Annotated in this window: 9 protein-coding genes and 1 pseudogene; 6 read left to right on the top strand and 4 right to left on the bottom strand. The window is 40.7% G+C overall.

Features of this window, described 5'->3' with window-relative positions; genetic code table 11:
* The first annotated feature begins 37 nt into the window (after window positions 1-37).
* From cysS to BKM01_RS04380, 6 genes and pseudogenes are all read left to right on the top strand, one after another.
* Window positions 38-1456, top strand: coding sequence for a cysteine--tRNA ligase (cysS, locus tag BKM01_RS04355; RefSeq protein WP_085503731.1), 1419 nt, complete (start codon window positions 38-40; stop codon window positions 1454-1456).
* 1049 nt (window positions 1457-2505) lie between these two features.
* Window positions 2506-2691 (top strand): annotated as a pseudogene (locus BKM01_RS04360) (IS5 family transposase); the annotation flags it as partial.
* A 91-nt stretch (window positions 2692-2782) separates the two neighbouring features.
* Complete coding sequence (locus BKM01_RS04365) at window positions 2783-4018, top strand: PGF-pre-PGF domain-containing protein (RefSeq protein ID WP_157769609.1); 1236 nt, start codon at window positions 2783-2785, stop codon at window positions 4016-4018.
* A 194-nt stretch (window positions 4019-4212) separates the two neighbouring features.
* Window positions 4213-9117 (top strand): TIGR04279 domain-containing protein, encoded by a 4905-nt coding sequence (locus BKM01_RS04370; RefSeq protein WP_159446109.1) that lies wholly within the window; start codon window positions 4213-4215, stop codon window positions 9115-9117.
* A 105-nt stretch (window positions 9118-9222) separates the two neighbouring features.
* Window positions 9223-9480, top strand: a complete 258-nt coding sequence (locus tag BKM01_RS04375) for a hypothetical protein (RefSeq protein ID WP_013036596.1) — start codon at window positions 9223-9225, stop codon at window positions 9478-9480.
* 134 nt (window positions 9481-9614) lie between these two features.
* Window positions 9615-9872 (top strand): hypothetical protein, encoded by a 258-nt coding sequence (locus BKM01_RS04380; protein WP_013036595.1) that lies wholly within the window; start codon window positions 9615-9617, stop codon window positions 9870-9872.
* A 120-nt stretch (window positions 9873-9992) separates the two neighbouring features.
* Here BKM01_RS04380 and BKM01_RS04385 read toward each other — a convergent pair whose 3' ends face one another.
* From BKM01_RS04385 to BKM01_RS04400, 4 genes are all read right to left on the bottom strand, one after another.
* Window positions 9993-10829: a CPBP family intramembrane glutamic endopeptidase gene (locus BKM01_RS04385; RefSeq protein ID WP_085503728.1), complete on the bottom strand. Its 837-nt coding sequence runs from the start codon at window positions 10827-10829 to the stop codon at window positions 9993-9995.
* Window positions 10822-11709, bottom strand: coding sequence for a DUF1616 domain-containing protein (locus BKM01_RS04390; protein WP_085503727.1), 888 nt, complete (start codon window positions 11707-11709; stop codon window positions 10822-10824). The genes BKM01_RS04385 and BKM01_RS04390 overlap by 8 nt, the downstream gene beginning before the upstream one ends.
* Window positions 11710-11853: 144 nt before the next feature.
* Window positions 11854-14853, bottom strand: coding sequence for a lectin like domain-containing protein (locus BKM01_RS04395; RefSeq protein ID WP_099816291.1), 3000 nt, complete (start codon window positions 14851-14853; stop codon window positions 11854-11856).
* A gap of 290 nt (window positions 14854-15143) precedes the next feature.
* On the bottom strand, window positions 15144-18857 hold the full coding sequence (locus BKM01_RS04400; RefSeq protein WP_085503726.1) for a lectin like domain-containing protein: 3714 nt from the start codon (window positions 18855-18857) through the stop codon (window positions 15144-15146).
* Between the last annotated feature and the right edge of the window lies 1 nt (window position 18858).

Here is an 18858-nt window from a genome sequence, read left to right on the forward strand (position 1 = left end):
AGAAAGGCGTAAATTAGTGTAACAGGTGGTTGTTTGAATGTTACGATTGTATAATACTTTAACAAGGAAAAGGCAAGTTTTGAAGCCTTTAAAAGAAGATGAAGTTACAATATATGCATGTGGTCCTACGGTATACAATATTCCTCATATAGGCAATTACCGAACCTTTTTAATGACCGATAATCTGGTACGTATCCTGGAGTATTTGGGCCATTCTGTGAATCTTGTAATGAATATAACAGATATTGACGATAAGACTATCCGGGATTCAAAGAAAGCGGGCATGTCCCTGAAAGAATTTACAGAAAAATATACGGAAGAATTTTTCTGCGGACTTGATATGCTAAACATAAAACGTGCCTCTGCTTATCCACGGGCCACTGAAAATGTGGATGGGATGATAGAGCTGGCACAAATACTAATGAAAAAAGGGCTTGCCTATGAAAAAGAGGGCTCGGTGTATTACAGGATTTCGGCTTTTCCGGAGTATGGTAAGCTTTCAAAACTGGATTTCAATTCAATTAAGATGGGAGCATCGGTTGATGTCGATGAATACGACAAGGACAATCCCCGTGATTTTGTTTTGCTGAAAGCGTCCACACAGGAAGAGATTGAAAGGGGTATTTACTATGAAAGTCCCTGGGGTAAGATCAGGCCCGGATGGCATACGGAATGCTCGGTAATGTCAATGAATCATTTTGGACCTTCCCTTGATATTCATACAGGTGGAGTGGACCTGATATTTCCCCATCATGAAAATGAAATTGCCCAGTCCGAAGGGGCTACAGGTAAACCCTTTGTGAGGTACTGGATACACGGGGAACACCTGATAGTTGACGGCGAGAAAATGAGTAAGTCAAAGGGCAATGTTTTCACTCTCCCCGAACTGGTTGACAAATATGGGGGAGAAGTTGTGCGCTTCATGTTTATGTCCGTGCATTACAGGAAGAAACTGGATTTTTCCGACTCCTTTGCCCGGAATGCACAAAATAGCTATTTCAAGCTCAGGGAAACACTGGAAAATCTGGAATTCGCTATAAAGAGTGCAGATGATAATGAATATCCTACTGATCAGGAAACGTTAGGCCTGCATGGCAATCTTGAAGATGACTTCAGGAACGCTCTGGAAGATGATATGAACATTCCGAAAGCCATTGCAGTTTATCATGAATTATCCCGTATTTCCAACCAGTACCTTGAAACCGGCAGGAACAAGAATGTACTTGAAAACCTTCTTTCTCTCTACAGGAAGTTTGCAGATACCCTTGGCCTTTTTGCACAAGAAGGAGAGGAAGTTCCAGAAGAGATCATGGAGCTTGTAAAGATACGTGAGCAGGCCCGAAACGACAGGGATTGGGAAACAGCAGATGCTTTAAGGGATAAAATTGCTCAAGCAGGATTTGTTGTGCAGGATACCTGTGAGGGGCCTAATGTAAAGAGACAAAAGTGCTTATAAAAAGATTATTTGCACTTCTGTCTTGAGTTGGGAAGGTGGATTAGTATATTACTAAAGTTTAACTTTGTAGAATTAGTGTTAATACAAGACCATCAAATTAGCTTTTCGCTTTAAAAGTGTAACTCTTTTTTTTATTATCACTGAACGTTGCATGAGCGTAGCTCATGCATTACGTTTATATATTAGAAAATGTGCCAGTCCATGAAATTTTTGAGTTTTGCATTCTTTGGTTTTTCTAATATTTATACATGAATAAGAAACTTACAGTACTCATATTTTGCAGTCGCTTGTGGGTGTAATTACAAAATCGATAGGCAGAGAAAGTGCGAATGTCAAAATATTACACCCTTTAAGAGAGGGTGTAAGGTGCAAAATCGATATCAATAGACTTAATTATTACACCCCATAAACAATGAGTATTTTGCGTGTAAGGATAATGCCAGGCAAACAGGGTTCATTCTTGCATAATTAAACCGAATGTGAAAAACCTCTCCTGCACCTGTTTGCCTGACTTGTCCGACTTTTTCTCTATTAATGACCTATAAAATGAGTAATATTAGAATCCCGTATATACCAAAAGTTTCTACCAAAAAATCAGGAAAGTTAGGCAAGCACTCTATTAATTGCGTTTTTTGCATCCATGGCTGCTAGATTTGTCCGACTATGACAATTACGACAGTTTGTATGGGTTCATAAATATGTCATTCCCCAACCAAACAGTCCAAAAAATAAATTTTTTCGTATCTTTCTGTCGTTGAGGTACAACATCGTGTGGCTGTGCCACACTCAAACTGGCAAAACGAAGTGAAAAGCCGCAAGCGGAAAAGGAGAGTGGGCAAAATCTCAAACCGAAAAGGTAAAACGACTACTGTGATTGATATTATACACTTTTTAGAACCGATTTTGTGAGGTATATTTGGTTGGAATTATGAGATGAAGGGAAAGTAGAATGAAGATTTTCAGTAATTTGTTCGCACGCATACGTAAAAAAAATGTATATGCTCAAAAAATCAAACTAAAAATTCTTGCCAGAATATATCAGATTACAGAAAATGAAATATGGTGAAGAAACCAGGTCAACATTATACAGAAATCAGGTCAAAGAGGCCAAGTTTAAATTATTAATTCATAATATAGATATGTCCATCTCTGCTTCAGCAATTATTCAAATGGGGATTTCTACAGAGCCAAATTTCGATAGTTATTCGATAGTTTTTTGTACATCACAAATATAGACTGTTAGTAGAAAAAGAGAGTACAGCATATCAATAAAAGGTGTCACCATTGAAACGATTGTATAAGTGTATATTATTACTGTTTATAACTTTGATACTGGGAATTTCCACAGCCTCTGCTTTTGAAGTGTCCCCTGCAAATCCGACAGTTGGGGATGAGATTACTATTAGTGGGACCGGGGAGGAAGGTCCCGTCGATGTAAAAGTACAATTTACCAAAACCGTGAATGTCAATAATGGAGAATACAAATACAATATAAACGGCGTTGATATTCCTGCAAAAGCAAAGTTTGAAGCAAAAGCTGAAGGTGTAAAGGAATTATATGTGCAAACATCCATAAAAAAATTGAGCGATAAAACTTCAGATGGAAGTGCTAAGGTATCTCAAAGTAATCCTTTACCTTTACCTCTTAATAATATAGATGTAAAAATATATGGAACTGCTGAAAATGGAAAAACGACTGTGGATTTAACTATTACTGCATCACAGACAATAAACTTGGAAAATGATTATAAATATCCTACAAACAGCATTCCTCCCGGAGATTTCAAAATAACAGTTGGAGGAAATACTGAAAAAATTACACTGAACCCAGCAGGCTCCACAACCTCCAGCGGAAGTAGCGGAAGCAGCAGTAATACAGGAGGCGGAGGAGATACAACACCCGATGAGGCAAATGGAAATGTGGATTTTTCCGAATCCATTACAAAAAGGGTATTCAGTGAGATGCCAGTGAAATATCAGTTCTCTCATTCATCTATGCCGGTCAGGTCAATAAACATCACATCCCGAATAACTGCAATGGATATACCCGCCAATGTCGAAGTTCTGGATGATACTTCCGTAATGGTCAAGAATGAACCTACAGGAAAAATCTACAAACATCTCAATATCTGGGTAGGCAGTACCGGATTTGCAGTCCCGGAGAATATCAATTCTGCAATCATTCATTTCAGGGTAGACAATGACTGGATATATAACAATGATATTGATCCTGACACAATTGTCCTGATGCATTATGAAGAAGAGGCTGATGAATGGACAAAATTGCCTACAGAGCAAGTTTCAAAGAATGAAGAGTACACAAATTACAGGGCTTCTACACCTCATTTTTCCCCATTTGCTATTTCAGGAGATGTCTATCAAAAACAGACAGATAATACTACTGAAACACACAATAATTCAACAGTAGAAAACTCAGATTCAATAAATAGTACATCATCCGGTCAACCGGACAATGAGTCGGATTCAAAATACCTGTGGATTTTTGCTTTGATGTTTATTGGTTTATTGGGGGCGATAATCTTGAAAATGAAGAAATCCTGAATATAAGGCAGAATATGGATTAAAGGTATCCCTGCCAAATTCCAATTAAAGAATATTATATTTATATAATGGAGTCATGATAGGACATATCAATTGAAAATTTGTTGATATATGGCCAATTAATTGATAAGATTTCAATCATACGCTATATTACCCTACTACAAAGACAAACATGAATGGAGGATCAATTACTGATGAATAAAGTTAAGAACGGGCTAATGATATTGTTTTTACTAATAGCCTCAACTGCAATGCTGGGTACAGGTATTGCAGGCGCGGAATCGAATGACGAATATATTATGAATGTAACATTGGAAAATTTTTCTTTAAACTTTGCCGCTCATTCCCCTGAAACTGACGGCAACTGGATACAGTTTCATGGGGGAGGGGAATTTAAGTTACCCAGCCCCATGTCAGTTACATATAACGGAATCAATAATGATGAATTATCACTGGGGGGAAATAATGTATCTGTACAATTGAATATAGCAAATTACACCAATCACACCATAAGTTACCCTTATGAAACCCATCCCATGTACGTAAATACCAGTGAGAAGAATAATGTGTCTTTCTCCTTTGATGGTTCGCCTTATTTTGGTGATCAGGAAGTATTGGTCCTTTTAATCGATGATCTGAATGTTAAAAACCCTTATGAGCTTATTAACAATTCAAGAAATGAAAACAAATCTCTTGATAATGGCGACCTTACCTTCGATTATGAAGAACCTGTTAATGCAGGAGAATATCTGCTTCTAATGCTAACTCCAGATGAAAGTGGATTTACAGTACTCTCTGCCACTGCATTCACGGTTCTGGACTACGATTCAACTACTTCAGTATCTACAAGCACAGATAACGTGGCCGTTGATTTTAATCTCCTGAATGCACCTGCTTCCGAGTATACCTATGATGCAATCCTGGTCAAGGAAAGTGAATACAAAGCAGACGTATTTATGCAATACAACGGAACTTCAGACGGGCTCAATGCATCTTTAAACGGCAATCCTATTGTGGATGGATTATCCCTTGTGGATGGATTATCCCTTGTGGGGCTGGACATTTCAAACCCAACAACTTCTGACCTGAAGAATATGAGTGGTATTGAAAATATCGCAGCTGTAGAAAATACATCGGAATCCAATGCCACTACCCTGAATCTACCGACTACCGGTTTATCTGCAGGCAACTACCTTCTGTTTACAACTGCCAGATCAGGAAGCGATCTGCTTGCATTTAACCAGTCCGAGATAGAGCTTGTTAATGATTTTAAAATGGATATCAAGCAGCAATCCAAAACAGTAGAACAGAATGAGAATGCAAGTTATCTGGTTAATCTGACAAATACAGGAAATGTAGAGGATACAATAAATCTCAGCAGCTCCACCCCTAATGGAGTAAATACGGACTTTAACAGGACATCAGTAAGTCTAAATGCCGGAGAATCGGCTCAGATAATGTTTAATGTAAGCAGTGTAGCCATAAATGACGATGGATATTCAATTAATGTCATTGCAGAAGGTTCTGAATACAAGAAGAGTATCAACACCAAAACCACAGTAATCGATGCTCTGGACATCCGTGCAGATTCTACCACAAAAGCTGTTCTTAATGATACTGATGTAGAATACGTAATAACCATTGAGAACACCGGTAATAAAGAACACACATTTGACTTGAGTTCAACTTCAGATGTTGGTTCATTACCAGAAGAGAATGTAACAGTTGATGCAGGAAATTCAACTGATGTGACCTTCACTGCAAACAGCACGGATGTAGGCACCTACACTTCAACAATCACTGCAACAGATGATGCTGAACCATCAATCACACAAACTCTGAGTCTTGTAACCAAGGTGGATCAGAAAGACATTTACTTTGTATCAGCATCTTCCAGTCCTCTGGAGCAGGTTGTTAATACAACAAAAAATGCCACCTATGTGATAACCATTTCCAACGATGGTAACACAATTGATACCTATAACCTCAGTGTGGTGAATCCAAGGGCAGATTCTGCTATATTGAATGAGATATCTGAGATAACCCTTGGTGCAGGGGATAATGAAACAAGGATTCTGAATGTTTCATCCGAAAAGCCTGGTACATATGATGTCAAAGTGGTGGCAGTCTCGGATAATTCTTCCAAAATTGCCAGTGTTACGACCACGACCAAAGTGAAAGGTTACGGATTGACCCTTGCTGCTGATTCCTACAGTGCAACCACAAAACCCGATGAAACTGTCAATTTCGAATTGACCATTAAGAACACGGGTAATGTAGAGGATAATTTCACATTATCCAGCACATCTAATGCAAACGTGGAAATGCCTACTGTGATTCCCGACATTGGGCTCCTCGGGCCAGGTGAAACAGCAAGTTTTGATGTTGCGATTTCCAATTCAACCACAACAGAAGCGACAATTGAAGCTATCTCTAAAGGCAATACAGATAAAAATACATCGGTAACCCTCAATCTTGCTGTGAAAGAAGAACCGGTTTATGGGGTTTCATTGGCAACGGAGCCTGTATCAAGAACAGTTGAAACACATTCAGAGGCAGTTTACAATCTGAAGATCAAGAATACAGGTAATGTGGAAGATACTTACTCCATTAATATATCAGATACTGATTCCATCAATACATCAGATAATGTCAATGTATCACAGGATACTATTACAGTTGATGCAGGAAAGACCACTGATGTCCAAATGACTGTAAGTGATCTCAACCATTCGGGGACATATAGTATACCGATTAATGTGAGTTCAGAAGAAACATCTATTTCGAAAGATGTGTTTGTGAAAATTGTTGATGCTGCCTCCATCAAGGTTACTCCTGCCACTCAGACAGTAAATGGAACTGAATCTGCCGAATATGTGATCAAAGTTACCAATACAGGGACAGGGTCACACGCCTATGAACTGGATGTAGAAAACTCTACAGATACCAATGCTGTGCTTGATAACAACAAAACTTCCGTTCTAAAAGCCGGTGGATCCGAAGAAATAGGATTTACTCTTGAAAATACCGGAAATGAGAATAGGCTTATAGAAGCCATCCTTACTGCCAGTGTAAGTGACCAGCCTGAGAAGAATGTAAGCACCGGTGTAAGCGCTCTCTATGTTGAGGAAAATGTATATGGTGTGTCGATTGAAGCCGACGAACATCTTCAATCTATCAATAAGACCAGGAATGCGACCTATTTCCTCACTGTAACCAATATGGGAAATACTAATGTAACGTATGAAATGGAAGTTACAGGGGATTCGGCAGCTAATGCAAGTCTATCCACAGATAACTTTGAATTAAATTCAAGTGGAGAGGCAGGCAGTAAGAAAGTTGTGAAATTAGAGCATAATCCCTCTGAGACGGGAGATAACCCTATTGAAATTCAGGTTGAATCAGCATCAGCAAATGCAAGCGACATAGTAAAGGTAACCACCAGGGTTGTAGAAGTTCAAGAAGATGAGAATATCATCAACAGTGAAATTGATGATAGGTCCTCTGTAGTCAATTCAAGTGTTGAAAACTCACAAATCAGCAATTCTCTGATAAAGAATTCAACAGTTGATAATTCCCAGGTTACCAAATGTACCGTAATAAACAGTACTGTTATCGATTCAGACCTGGATGATTTGAAGATTACAGATGGATATGTAGACTCAAACCTGATCTACAACGGCACCATAACTGTCGACGAGACCGAATATGAAGTTGATGAGCCAGAGGGTATTACCTTTGATGACCTTGTAGAGGGTACGGACAATCTGGACAGCAGTATCTCAGGTGTTGAAGGCAATGATACATCAGTAAATGCCAGGAACTCCGGGGTCAATCTGACAATCAGAAACAATAAGAGTATGGTAGGAGGATCCATCACAGTCCAGAAGACCAAGATTCCTTCAAAAGGAGTGAAAGGTGAAGTCGACTTTGAGTCGTTAGGATCTTACTTCAAATTCGATGAAAGTGACAACGTCAATGATTCCATGAAATACGTCTTTATTAACTTGAGTTATGACGAAAACGAAATTGGGGATATCGATGAGCATGAACTCCAGGCCTATTGGTATGATGGAGATGAATGGGTAGTTTTAGAAGCCGGCAATCCTGCATTCTGCCAGGATACAGGTGTGAATACTGGTAAGAACTACGTCTGGGCCAAGGTTAAGCACTTCTCCAACTACTCAATTGGAACACCTACAGAGGACACTTCAACAAAAGAAGATGATTCCTCCAGTGGAAGCAGTTCAGGAGGAAGTGGAGCTGCTATAAGTGCAGAACCCTATGAAAATGTTGAATCCAAAGGCGTGGCCAGCAAGTACATCGGCAAGGACAGCAGGGCAGATTACAGTTTCGCTGAAGGCAGCGGACCGGTGGAAAATATCACCTTCACTCCGCTGATCAATGCAGGTTACACCAATGTAGTAGTCGAAGTACTGAAAGACACATCCACTCTGGTGGACAGCACACCTTCTGAACCTGTATACAAGCACGTAAATATCTGGACCGGCTCCAGGATCTACGAAGATGTGATCGAGGATGCAACGGTTTCATTCAATGTCGATAAAACATGGCTGGATGAAAATGATGTGGACGCCTCAAACATCAGGTTGTTGAGATACACCACAGAATGGACAGAACTGCCAACCACAATGACAGGAGAAGATGGAGACAAGGTGTGCTACACTGCAAATACTGAAGGATTCTCCAGTTTTGCAATCGTTGCAGATACCGATGCTGAACCTGTTACCGAACCAGCAGACACTGAAGCCGACTTCACGGCAACTCCTGTAGAAGGACAGAGTCCTCTGGAAGTCACCTTTACAGCAGAGACAGATAATGTCGACTCCTGGCAATGGGATTTCGGTGACGGCAGCACATCAACAGAACAGAACCCAACCCACACCTATGAAAAACCCGGCAACTACACTGTTGTACTGACAGTTGAAGGTGAAGGTGGAGTCGATGTTGTGGAGAAGACGGACCTGATCACAGTAGCTGCACAGGAAGAAGATAAAGGAATACCTGGATTTGAGGCAATCTTTGCCATTGCAGGATTGCTGGCAGTAGCAGGTCTTTTGAGAAGAAGGAAACAGTAAAGGAATTGATATGCAGGTTTTTACCTGCATATTCTTTCCGGAAAAAATCCAAAACCTTTTAGTAGTAACGTTCCAATTAAAGTATAGAAACATAAGAGGATAATAATGCTTACAAGTGTAATTTCAACAACCAGTGCAATATCTTCCGCGGCCGGTGCCATCTCAATGACAACAGGCATTGGACTGCCGGAATACGGAGTATTGGCTGTAATCGGTCTTATTCTATTATTATCGGCAAAAGAGATACTGTCTGCGTCCAGTAAGTGGAACAGGACACTCAATACATCCCTGAATATGGGAATTATGCCACTTCTTGTAGCTTTTGTCGCAATCGTGGTCTTTAAGGTCGCAGAGATTGTGTAATTCTTTTTCAATCTCTTTTATTATTATTTAAATTTTTGAAGTGATTTGCTTTTTTTGGTTGATATCGTGCGGACATAAAACTTTAATATGTATACATCCATTAACATAGAAGTAGAGATATAATAGGTGAATATATGCTTACAAGTGTAATTTCAACAACCAGTGCAATATCTTCCGCGGCCGGTGCCATCTCAATGACAACAGGCATTGGACTGCCGGAATACGGAGTATTGGCTGTAATCGGTCTTATTCTATTATTGTCAGCCAAAGAGATACTGTCTGCGTCCAGTAAGTGGAACAAGACACTCAATACATCCCTGAATATGGGAATTATGCCTCTGCTAGTGGCCTTTGTTGCAATAGTGGTCTTTAAGGTAGCAGAGATTGTATAATCCTTTTCAATCTTTTTTTTATTCCGGCAAATCCGGAAATTTACTGAAATTAACTGTTTTACTATCTATTGATTTTTCAGAGAAATAGCATTTTGCAAATGCATTCATTTATCGATTTAATCAGAACAGGCCCAACCCGGGACCCAGATGCGGGATTATGGCAAACAGGAATACGTTTACAAAACCGTGGGTTAAAGAAACAAAAGAGATACTGTGCGTCCTGAGGAACATATAACCCAGAATAAATCCTGCAAATGCGGTCATAAGCACTTCTAAAGGGGCACCATAGCCCGAGTGCATTACACCAAACAGCAAACTGGTTATTACTAACCCCGGCCAGATACCAAAAGTTTCCACAAGTCTGGTCTGCAGGATGTATCTGAAAATCAATTCCTCAACAAATCCTACAAAAAGCACCATAATTAGGGAAATCTTGAGGATGCTGATAAATGAGAGGTCCGGTACCAGATAATCACTTGCAATAATTGCATATTCACCCTGGGCGATTGCAACTGCAATCAGAATTGCCAGAGTAACATAGAGAAGCCACATCCTGTTTGCTTTGAGAAAACCGAAAGCTTTCAGATTAAAATCCTGTTCTCTGGCAACCAGATAGACAGGAATAATAAGAGGGGCGTAGATGAATACGAATACATATAGGGTTGTTTCGAAAAAGATAGGCATGGAAATATTTACCAATCTCAGCAGGGGCAATAATAACAAGGCCTGAAATGCCATTGTAACCTGCCTGTTATCAAAAAATATGGCTGCCAGAGGAAGTCCTAAAAGCAGGCCCACATGGATACAGATTGAGAGATAATCCATTTCAACAAAAAGTAACAGTTCTGCCAGCATTATGAGCAGTACAGGTACCAGTATTACAGCTGAATTCCGGTTAAACTGTACATCTGAAAGGTCCGGGAAAGCCAAATTTTTGAATGGATGAAGTTCAGTCATTTGTATTCTCCGATACATTGATCCAGAGATGCAGGTCCCTGTAGGATTCTGTGTAATTACCATTCTTGTAGAGCAGAAACTGCAGTTTCATGTCCGTGCCGTTAAACGGCGGGGTTACCGTAACAGGTTGCTCCCAGGTCTGGTTATGCTCAAGGTTTACCTCTTGTATGGTTTGCAGGGATTGATTTTCTAATTGTATGTCAATAGTATAATTGACATCCTCATATTCATGATTTACCACACCAAGAATTACCTTTCCACTGTCTCCGAGAGTATAATTGACCGGGTAATCATCCGCCATTCCTCCTGAGCCCAGGATATAGAATTCGGTGAACTGTTCACCCTGTTTGGGAGTCACTACCACGTAGATCAGAGTCACTACCGAGGCCAGGATCGAAATTACCAGAATTATTGTTAGTGCCTTATCCAGCCTGGATTGGGATTCGGAGTGAAATTCGTCCTGCAGGGATTCATAGGTTTGCCTGAAGGGGACATGAAATGCTTCTTCTTCTTCAGGAAGATTGGAGCGACGCATCACGGCTATGATACACATACCGATTGTGAAGATGGATAATGAGATCAGGATAGGCAGCAGACGGATACCCCAGGGTGTATAGTTCAATCCCAGGCCAATCAGAGGCACCACTGCAATACTCAGACCAAAGCTCAAAGCCACACGTTCGATGCCATCCAGATCATCGTTTTTGGGAAACAGGGCGGCAATCAGGGCATAACCCGGCAGGAACAATACCATGGGCAGGCCCAAAACAGTACGTATGGCTGAATCACTGAGCTGGGGAATAAGAATGAATACTGCCGTCAGGAGTACCAGGCCTACGACAACTTGTATGTCAACAGGGATTTTTTTTATATCCGCCAATATATACCCTCAAAATGATTGAAGAACCAATTGTTACAATGTTTAAATATTATTCGGTCAGCAAATATATAATTCACATTGTAGGTGAGAAACGAAATTTCAATACACCTATATTATTAATCAAAAAAGGATTGGCTGTAATTATTACAGCCGTCTTCGCATCACATACAGAATACAGAAAATCCCGAGAATTGGAAATACCCCGGGAGCAGGAATTGAATTGGTTTTGGTAGTATCTGTTGTGTTCTCTGAATTTGTTTCAGTAGCCGATTCTTCCGCAACATCTCCAGGTTGTGACTTGGAACTCTTTGCCAGACCTGTTTCCTGTTCCAAAGCCGAAATGGCAAATGGGGAAAAATGATCGGCCTGTGCCTCGAAGTAGAAATACTCTGCATCTTCCTCTGTCTGCACGGTTTCCAGAGCTTGCCATTTATCACCGTAATGGAAAAGTGTAATCATAGAGGGCATTATTCTGTTTTCAGACAACCAGTTTTTGCTCACCTTAAAGCCAATCACAGGATCTTTCATGTTTTCAGCATCAAAGGCAGCATTACCTACCCAGATATTGAAATTGCTGTAAACCTGTCCCGGTGCTCTTTCATCCACCAGGGATGAAGTATCTTTCAATTTCTCAATTGTTGCTTTAACCTGTCCGGAGTTGGTAGCACCTCTAAATCCGATAAAGGAAACTTCATTGTCCTTTTCATCAAACTCATACATGACATCAGTGCCTGCTGAAACTTTTTGAATCTGTACAGTTTTTGCCAGTATATTGGCATAAGACTCACCATTGTTACCACCACCTCCGACACCACCGGATGATCCAGAACTGGGAGGAGATGAAGGTTTGTCTGGCTTATCAGTTACATGCCACAACCAGCTCCTGTTTGCACTGAAACTTTCACTTTTCACAATAACAGTAACATTCCAACAACCCTTATCGGCAGTGGAATTGTAATATGATCGATTAACATTGGTTTTATTCTGAACCTCAGTTGAATTTACATACCACGTCATATTGCCAGGATGACTGACTTCTGCATAGAATGAAACATTTTTATTTATCTCACTGGTAATTTCAGGATCTTCAGGAGAAGATTGCATTCTGGTTGAAGCAGTATCATTTATCCAGGTATGGTTTATGTTACCACCCCTATCCACGGTTTTGAGACTCAAATTGTAGGAATATGCAGGTTTTAAATTAGTTGCAGTGTAACAAAAGTCTGACACATTGGTTTCAAACAAACCATCAAAATATACCTCAACATGATCAAAATCATGAATTGCCTGATTGGACCATTCCCATGTAATAGAATCAGATGTTGAAGATACGTCATGAAGGCCAGTTACACTTGCAGGAACCACATCGATTGTTTGTGAAGTATTGTTCACCCAGGTACTGTTTACATATCCATCAGTATCCACGGTTTTAAGCCCAATCGAATGATTTGTACCATCCAGCAGACCTGTGAGATTATAGTGTGTGTCAGAGGTGGTGGACATCAATGATCCATCAATATAGATTTCGGTGTGATTGAAATCCGTATCTTCCGGGTTGGACCAGGTCCAGTTTATCCATGAGGGACCAGTGGTTGCATGGAGATTGGATACTTTGGACGGCGGTGCAGAGGTAAAAGCCTTGATGCAAATATTCGTATCGTTAAGTTCACCCACATCCGTCCAGTTGGAGCCATCAGGACTTATAAAACTCTCATTGGGATTTGCAGAGGCCTTACTTGAATAATTGGCCAGGGGCTTTTCGATTGCCAGAGGATATTCATAATCGGGGTTGCAAAGTCTTGTGACTACCGAAAATATCAGTCCTTTTTCAAGATGTACAGGTGTGTCAAGAGTAACCGTATGATAGCCTGCATGTGCAAAGGTACCATTGGTTTGCGCCAGCAGATTTTCCCCTACAGGAGCCGAGGAGGAGAGGTTTGTATATATACTCACATTGTAAACCGCATTTGTATCTGTGGTATAGAAACTGACCGCTTCCAGATATTCCTCAGATACGGTCTGGAAAACATTGGCACCGTGGGCTGTTGTAGAATTAGAAAACCCGCGGGAGTCCGTATAACCCAGAGGATCATACTGATAGATGTTGTCATAATTGTCTGCATCTTCGGTGGCAATCAAAATGGCCGGATGGCCTGAATGATCATTGAATGATTTTTCATAGTAAGATATGTAGAAATATCCTTCTTCTCCGATTTCAAAATCTTCTGTGCCTGTGCCCCAGCTGTTCTTGAGAATGAAGGCTCCGTCACCAGGAGGTATAATATTGAATTTTTCTTTGGGGAAAGAGTCGTTCCAGCCTACTAGAGCCACTGCATGGCCTCCATCATATGCAGATTCGTTATAGTAGTAGGTCGTATAATTATCGGCAAAAGCACTCATTTTCACCATGAAATACGAATAAACCGCTCCATATTCCATTACCGCTTCTTTGAGATAATCATCATCAGAAATCTGGTACTCCTCGTCTGTAAAATTAGACCGCGTGGGCAGATAGATGATCTCCTGAATATGCCCGGCTACAGGTTTGTCGGGATTTGTGTAATCATTAAAACTGGAAGTGTCATTATATGAGTCATCGGTTTCATTGACAGGGCCGCTCCAGCGTGTAAGATAGGCCGTGGCCATCAACATATTACCTCCCTGTTCAGAATCAAACGAATCGTTGGGATTGTCGTTTGACAGTATATTTTTCATATGGTTCTCAGAAAAATTATAGGGGCCTTCTTCATAGGTACAGGATTCCAGGGATGCATAGGTTGCAAATGTCCAGCATGAACCCGTATTTCCCTGGTCCTTTACCGGTGTGAGACGATTTTCCTTACGCAGGTCGTAGGATACTTTAAAGGATTGTGCTGCAAAAAGGCGATTGCTATCTGGCTCTGGGTGTTGCAGATGACCCATATCAACAGGAGATGGTACTAGACCGAGGGGATACTCGTTCCTGTCGGCAGAAGTGGCCATTATTGTATTTTTGGAATCCGAATCCTGCAAACCGGATTGATAATCAACAAATTGCGGGTTTAAGGGTGCAGAGGTAATCTCAGGGTTGTTTTCTGAGGCCATTACTGCTGTATTGAAGAGGATAATGGTAATAACAGATAAGAAGATGAGTTTTTTAAACATAGTGTCTTTTAATTGCCTTACTTTAAATATAATTTCCTTTATAGACAGAGGAACATATTGATCCAAAAGAACATTGGAAATTTTTCAGGAAGGGTGATGAGATAGATATTCCTGGAATCAAGCAGGAAGAATTAAAATTCTGTAGTGGAGATTAATGACCTGAATGAATATGAATCCCGACATTCTCAGAGATATGTGTCAACGACCTACAACTAAACACAGACCCATTTAATGGACAGGGCAAACGGGACAATTGACCCGTGCCCAGTCGTTATATTATTCCTATACTTTCACTCTTTCTTTCGTATTGCAAACGCTGCAACCACGGCCAGTGCCCCTGCAAAAATAGCGGTGAATCCGGGTGCCTGAGCATTATCGTCTTCAGTATCAGGTTCATCTGCTGCCTTTTCAACTTCAGGCTCCTCCACAATAGTTTCTTCAATCACTTCTTTGTGTTCGTCTCCAACAATACTGAATACTGAAAACCCGGGAGTCTCGGCGTTAAAATAAAGATATTCATCATCTTCTGCAACCTGATTGCCTGGAAGATCCCGCCAATCTCCTTCATGGAATCGGGTCATGCGAATTGTGGACGGTTCGATATTGTTCTCCTCAACCCATTTCTTATTGACCTTGAATGCTATGGTTGCATTCTCTGCTGAAAGGACATCTTCACTGCCCATATTGATATCCATTAGCATATAGGAACTGCCTTCAGGCTCACTAATATCTGCAGGCACTTCATCCAGCAAGTTTACCGATGCCATTACATATCCTTCATTTTTCTCTGCACTAAAAAATATCTCAGTTATTGGTGTGCTGTCTTCAGTAAATGTATATCGCACCTCGGCATCCCTTCCCACAAAACGAGTGTCGATATCCTGTTCAACAATGTTGGAAGAATATGCTGTCCCTGCAACTTTTTGTACACGCACTCCGTCATTGTCGGAAGGTTGAACTTCTTGCTCTTTGGGTTCTGCAGGTTTTTCTGCATTTGCTGTCAGCGGCTGATAATCGGTATTATTGCCATTATCTGTGATATTATACGGTTGACAAAAGCCGTCTCCTACAGAATATTCAACCTGACTCCAGCCAGACCCATCCGGTTTTGCCCAGAAATTGCCTCCCAGATACGATCCATTTATGATATTCTTGCCAGTTATCTTTGTTATATTCCATTCATTCAAAGAATCTGCTGAAATGTGGATATTCTTGCTGTTATGAAAATAATTATTATATACCAGGTTATTGCTTGAATCGGTAAGATATATTCCAATTTTGCTACTGTCATTTACGGTGGAATTGGACAGGATGTTGTCCCGGGATCTGTCCAGATATATACCATAATGATTTTGGATAGAAGTATAATTTCTGATGTGGGTATCGGTGGTATTATACAGATAGATTCCATGTTTCTGATCCCTGCTTTCAAGATCTTCTATAGTAATATTGGTACAATCAAACAGATGTACAAGGGCCGCATCCGAGGTAGAATCTATTACAATATCGGATTTGCCAACAAGACTATAGATGGGTTTGCCATCCACAGTATTACTGGTATCAACAAAATTTGGGTTTGAATCCATTCCAAAAGTGTAGAATGAATTATCATTGATAGAATTATTTTCCAGATAATTATCAGCTGAATTTGATAACTGGAGACCTGCACGGTTCTTTGTGAAAGTACAATTGTTTATTTGATTATTATTGGATTGTTCAAGTACCATACCAAGACCGTTATCAGTAAAAGTGCAGTTGATTATATTGCAATTGTTTGAATAATAAGCAAGAAAACCATAAAAACCACCTGTAACCTTAATGTCCTGCAACGTAATGTTATCCGCCATTATGAAGACTGCATTATTGAACACATTTTGAATTATAGAATATGAAACTGGAGACGTTATCCTGACATCTTCGGAATTACCTGTGGAAGATTTGAGAGTGAGATAATCTTTCCTGAAACTGACCCTTTCCGTATAATTTCCCGGTTCAACAATAATGGTATCACCTGGCGAAGCCGCATCAACGGCATCCTGAATTAGTTTGAAATCCGCTCCCCCGCTGCTGTTGACAGTAATGGTAGTGTTAAGTACGTGGATGAAAGTATTCCTTACAGTAGTATGATTGCCAAATTCGTTTGATGTATTCAGAGAAACATTGTATATCCCGGTAGTTGCATAGGAGTGAATTGGGTTTTGCCGGGTTGATGAATTACCATCCCCGAAATCCCATTGCCAGATGTCCGGAGAATAGAGACTGGCGTCATGGAACTCGACCGACTGGTTTATATGTACGTATCTTTTGTCAGCAACAAAATTAGATTCGGGTTGTCTGGCTTCTGTGGTGAAAGCCTTGATGCATACATTCATATCAGAATCGGAGATGTCCGTCCAGTTGCTTCCATTGGAACTTAAGTAACTCTGGCCGGGCTCGGCATGGGCATTGCTGCTATATCTGTCTATGGCTTTTTCTATTGCAACAGGATAGGTGTATTCAGGCGTGGTGAAATTGATTACGATGGAAAAATTCTGACCGCCACACAGGGATACATTGTGGTCCAGATCTATGGTGTGATAACCCGGCAGGGCAATACTACCATTCTTTACGGATACAGCAGACGAAGTATTGACAGGACCGTTATCAGGATCCAGATATACTGAAATGTTGTAGTAAGAATTAGAATCCACGGTATAAAAACTCACAGCCTCAAGTGTCTGGTTTGTTGTGGCTGTAAAGACATTTGCCCCCACGGCCGTACTGTTATTGTATCCGGCGTTTGAACACCAGCCAAGGAAATCGTACTGGTAGATCTGATCATAATTGCTGACATTTTCTGCCGTTATAACAGAATTTGTGGTGTACGGGCTGTGTTCACTTCCATTAATTTCATCTCTAGTGCCTATCGACTTATCATAATAAGAGACGTAATAGTACCCATCATCTGCCCAGATATCGCCCCAAGAATTCTTGATGATGTAGGCACCGTCTGCCGGTGCTGCAGGGCTGAATTTTGTCCTGTTGAAATCGTCATCCCAGCCTGCCAGGGTTATCGCATGGGTCACCATTTTGTCTTCTTCATAGCAGTAATAGGCATTGTTCTCTGCATTGAAGTAGGATGATCGATCATCATGGATGGCTACTGAAATTGCACCATAATCCATTATCATCTGTTTGAACAGATTGTTTGTATGATGTATCTGCGGAAAAATAAATGCATCCTGTACATGTTTTGCCACAATTGTATCGGCAGAAGATACAGGGGACAGGGAATCGTAGGGGTCATCCGATTCAGTTACAGGGCCGCTCCATCCTGCAAGGTATGCCAGTGTCATCAGCATATATCCCCCATCAGCATGTCCGTTGCGATTAAAATCATGCTGTTGGGAGGATACAAGCGTGTTTTTCACATGTTGTTCGGAAAAATCCCAGTTTTCTGATTTATTATGAATTAAATAGGATTCCAGGGATCCATAAGATCCAAACACCCAGCAACTACCCGCGAGTGCCTGATCACGTACCGGGGTAACACCGCCTTCTTCCCTGAGATCATAGCGGGATGGATATGCACCGCTTATACCTGAAAACCGTATACCGTATTCATCATTTGTAATCAGGTCCTGCGTATTTACAGGAGAAAGATAAGAAAAATCTATGGGAGAGGGCACAAGACCGGGAGGATGAAGGGAAGAATCTATACCTTCATTTTCATCCAGTATATTGTCTATCTTTTCAGAAGAGACGTCCCCTGAGTATTTATTTGATGATACCTTGTTTGAGGTGAATACTGTATTTGTGGAAACTTTGTTTTGTTTCAGATCTTCTTGATATTGAACAAAAGCAGGATTTAGAGGTGCTATGGAGATTTGGGTTTGGCCGGAAGACAGGTTGGAAGCAAGTCCGGTTATTGAATCATTAGCCGTTGCATTAACCCCTGTTGCCGCCAGGAGCATAGTCAGGCCGAAGGCAAAAAGCAACGTACTCAATATCATTGATTTTTTCATT

This window comes from Methanohalophilus portucalensis (assembly GCF_002761295.1).
GTDB classification, from domain to species: domain Archaea; phylum Halobacteriota; class Methanosarcinia; order Methanosarcinales; family Methanosarcinaceae; genus Methanohalophilus; species Methanohalophilus portucalensis.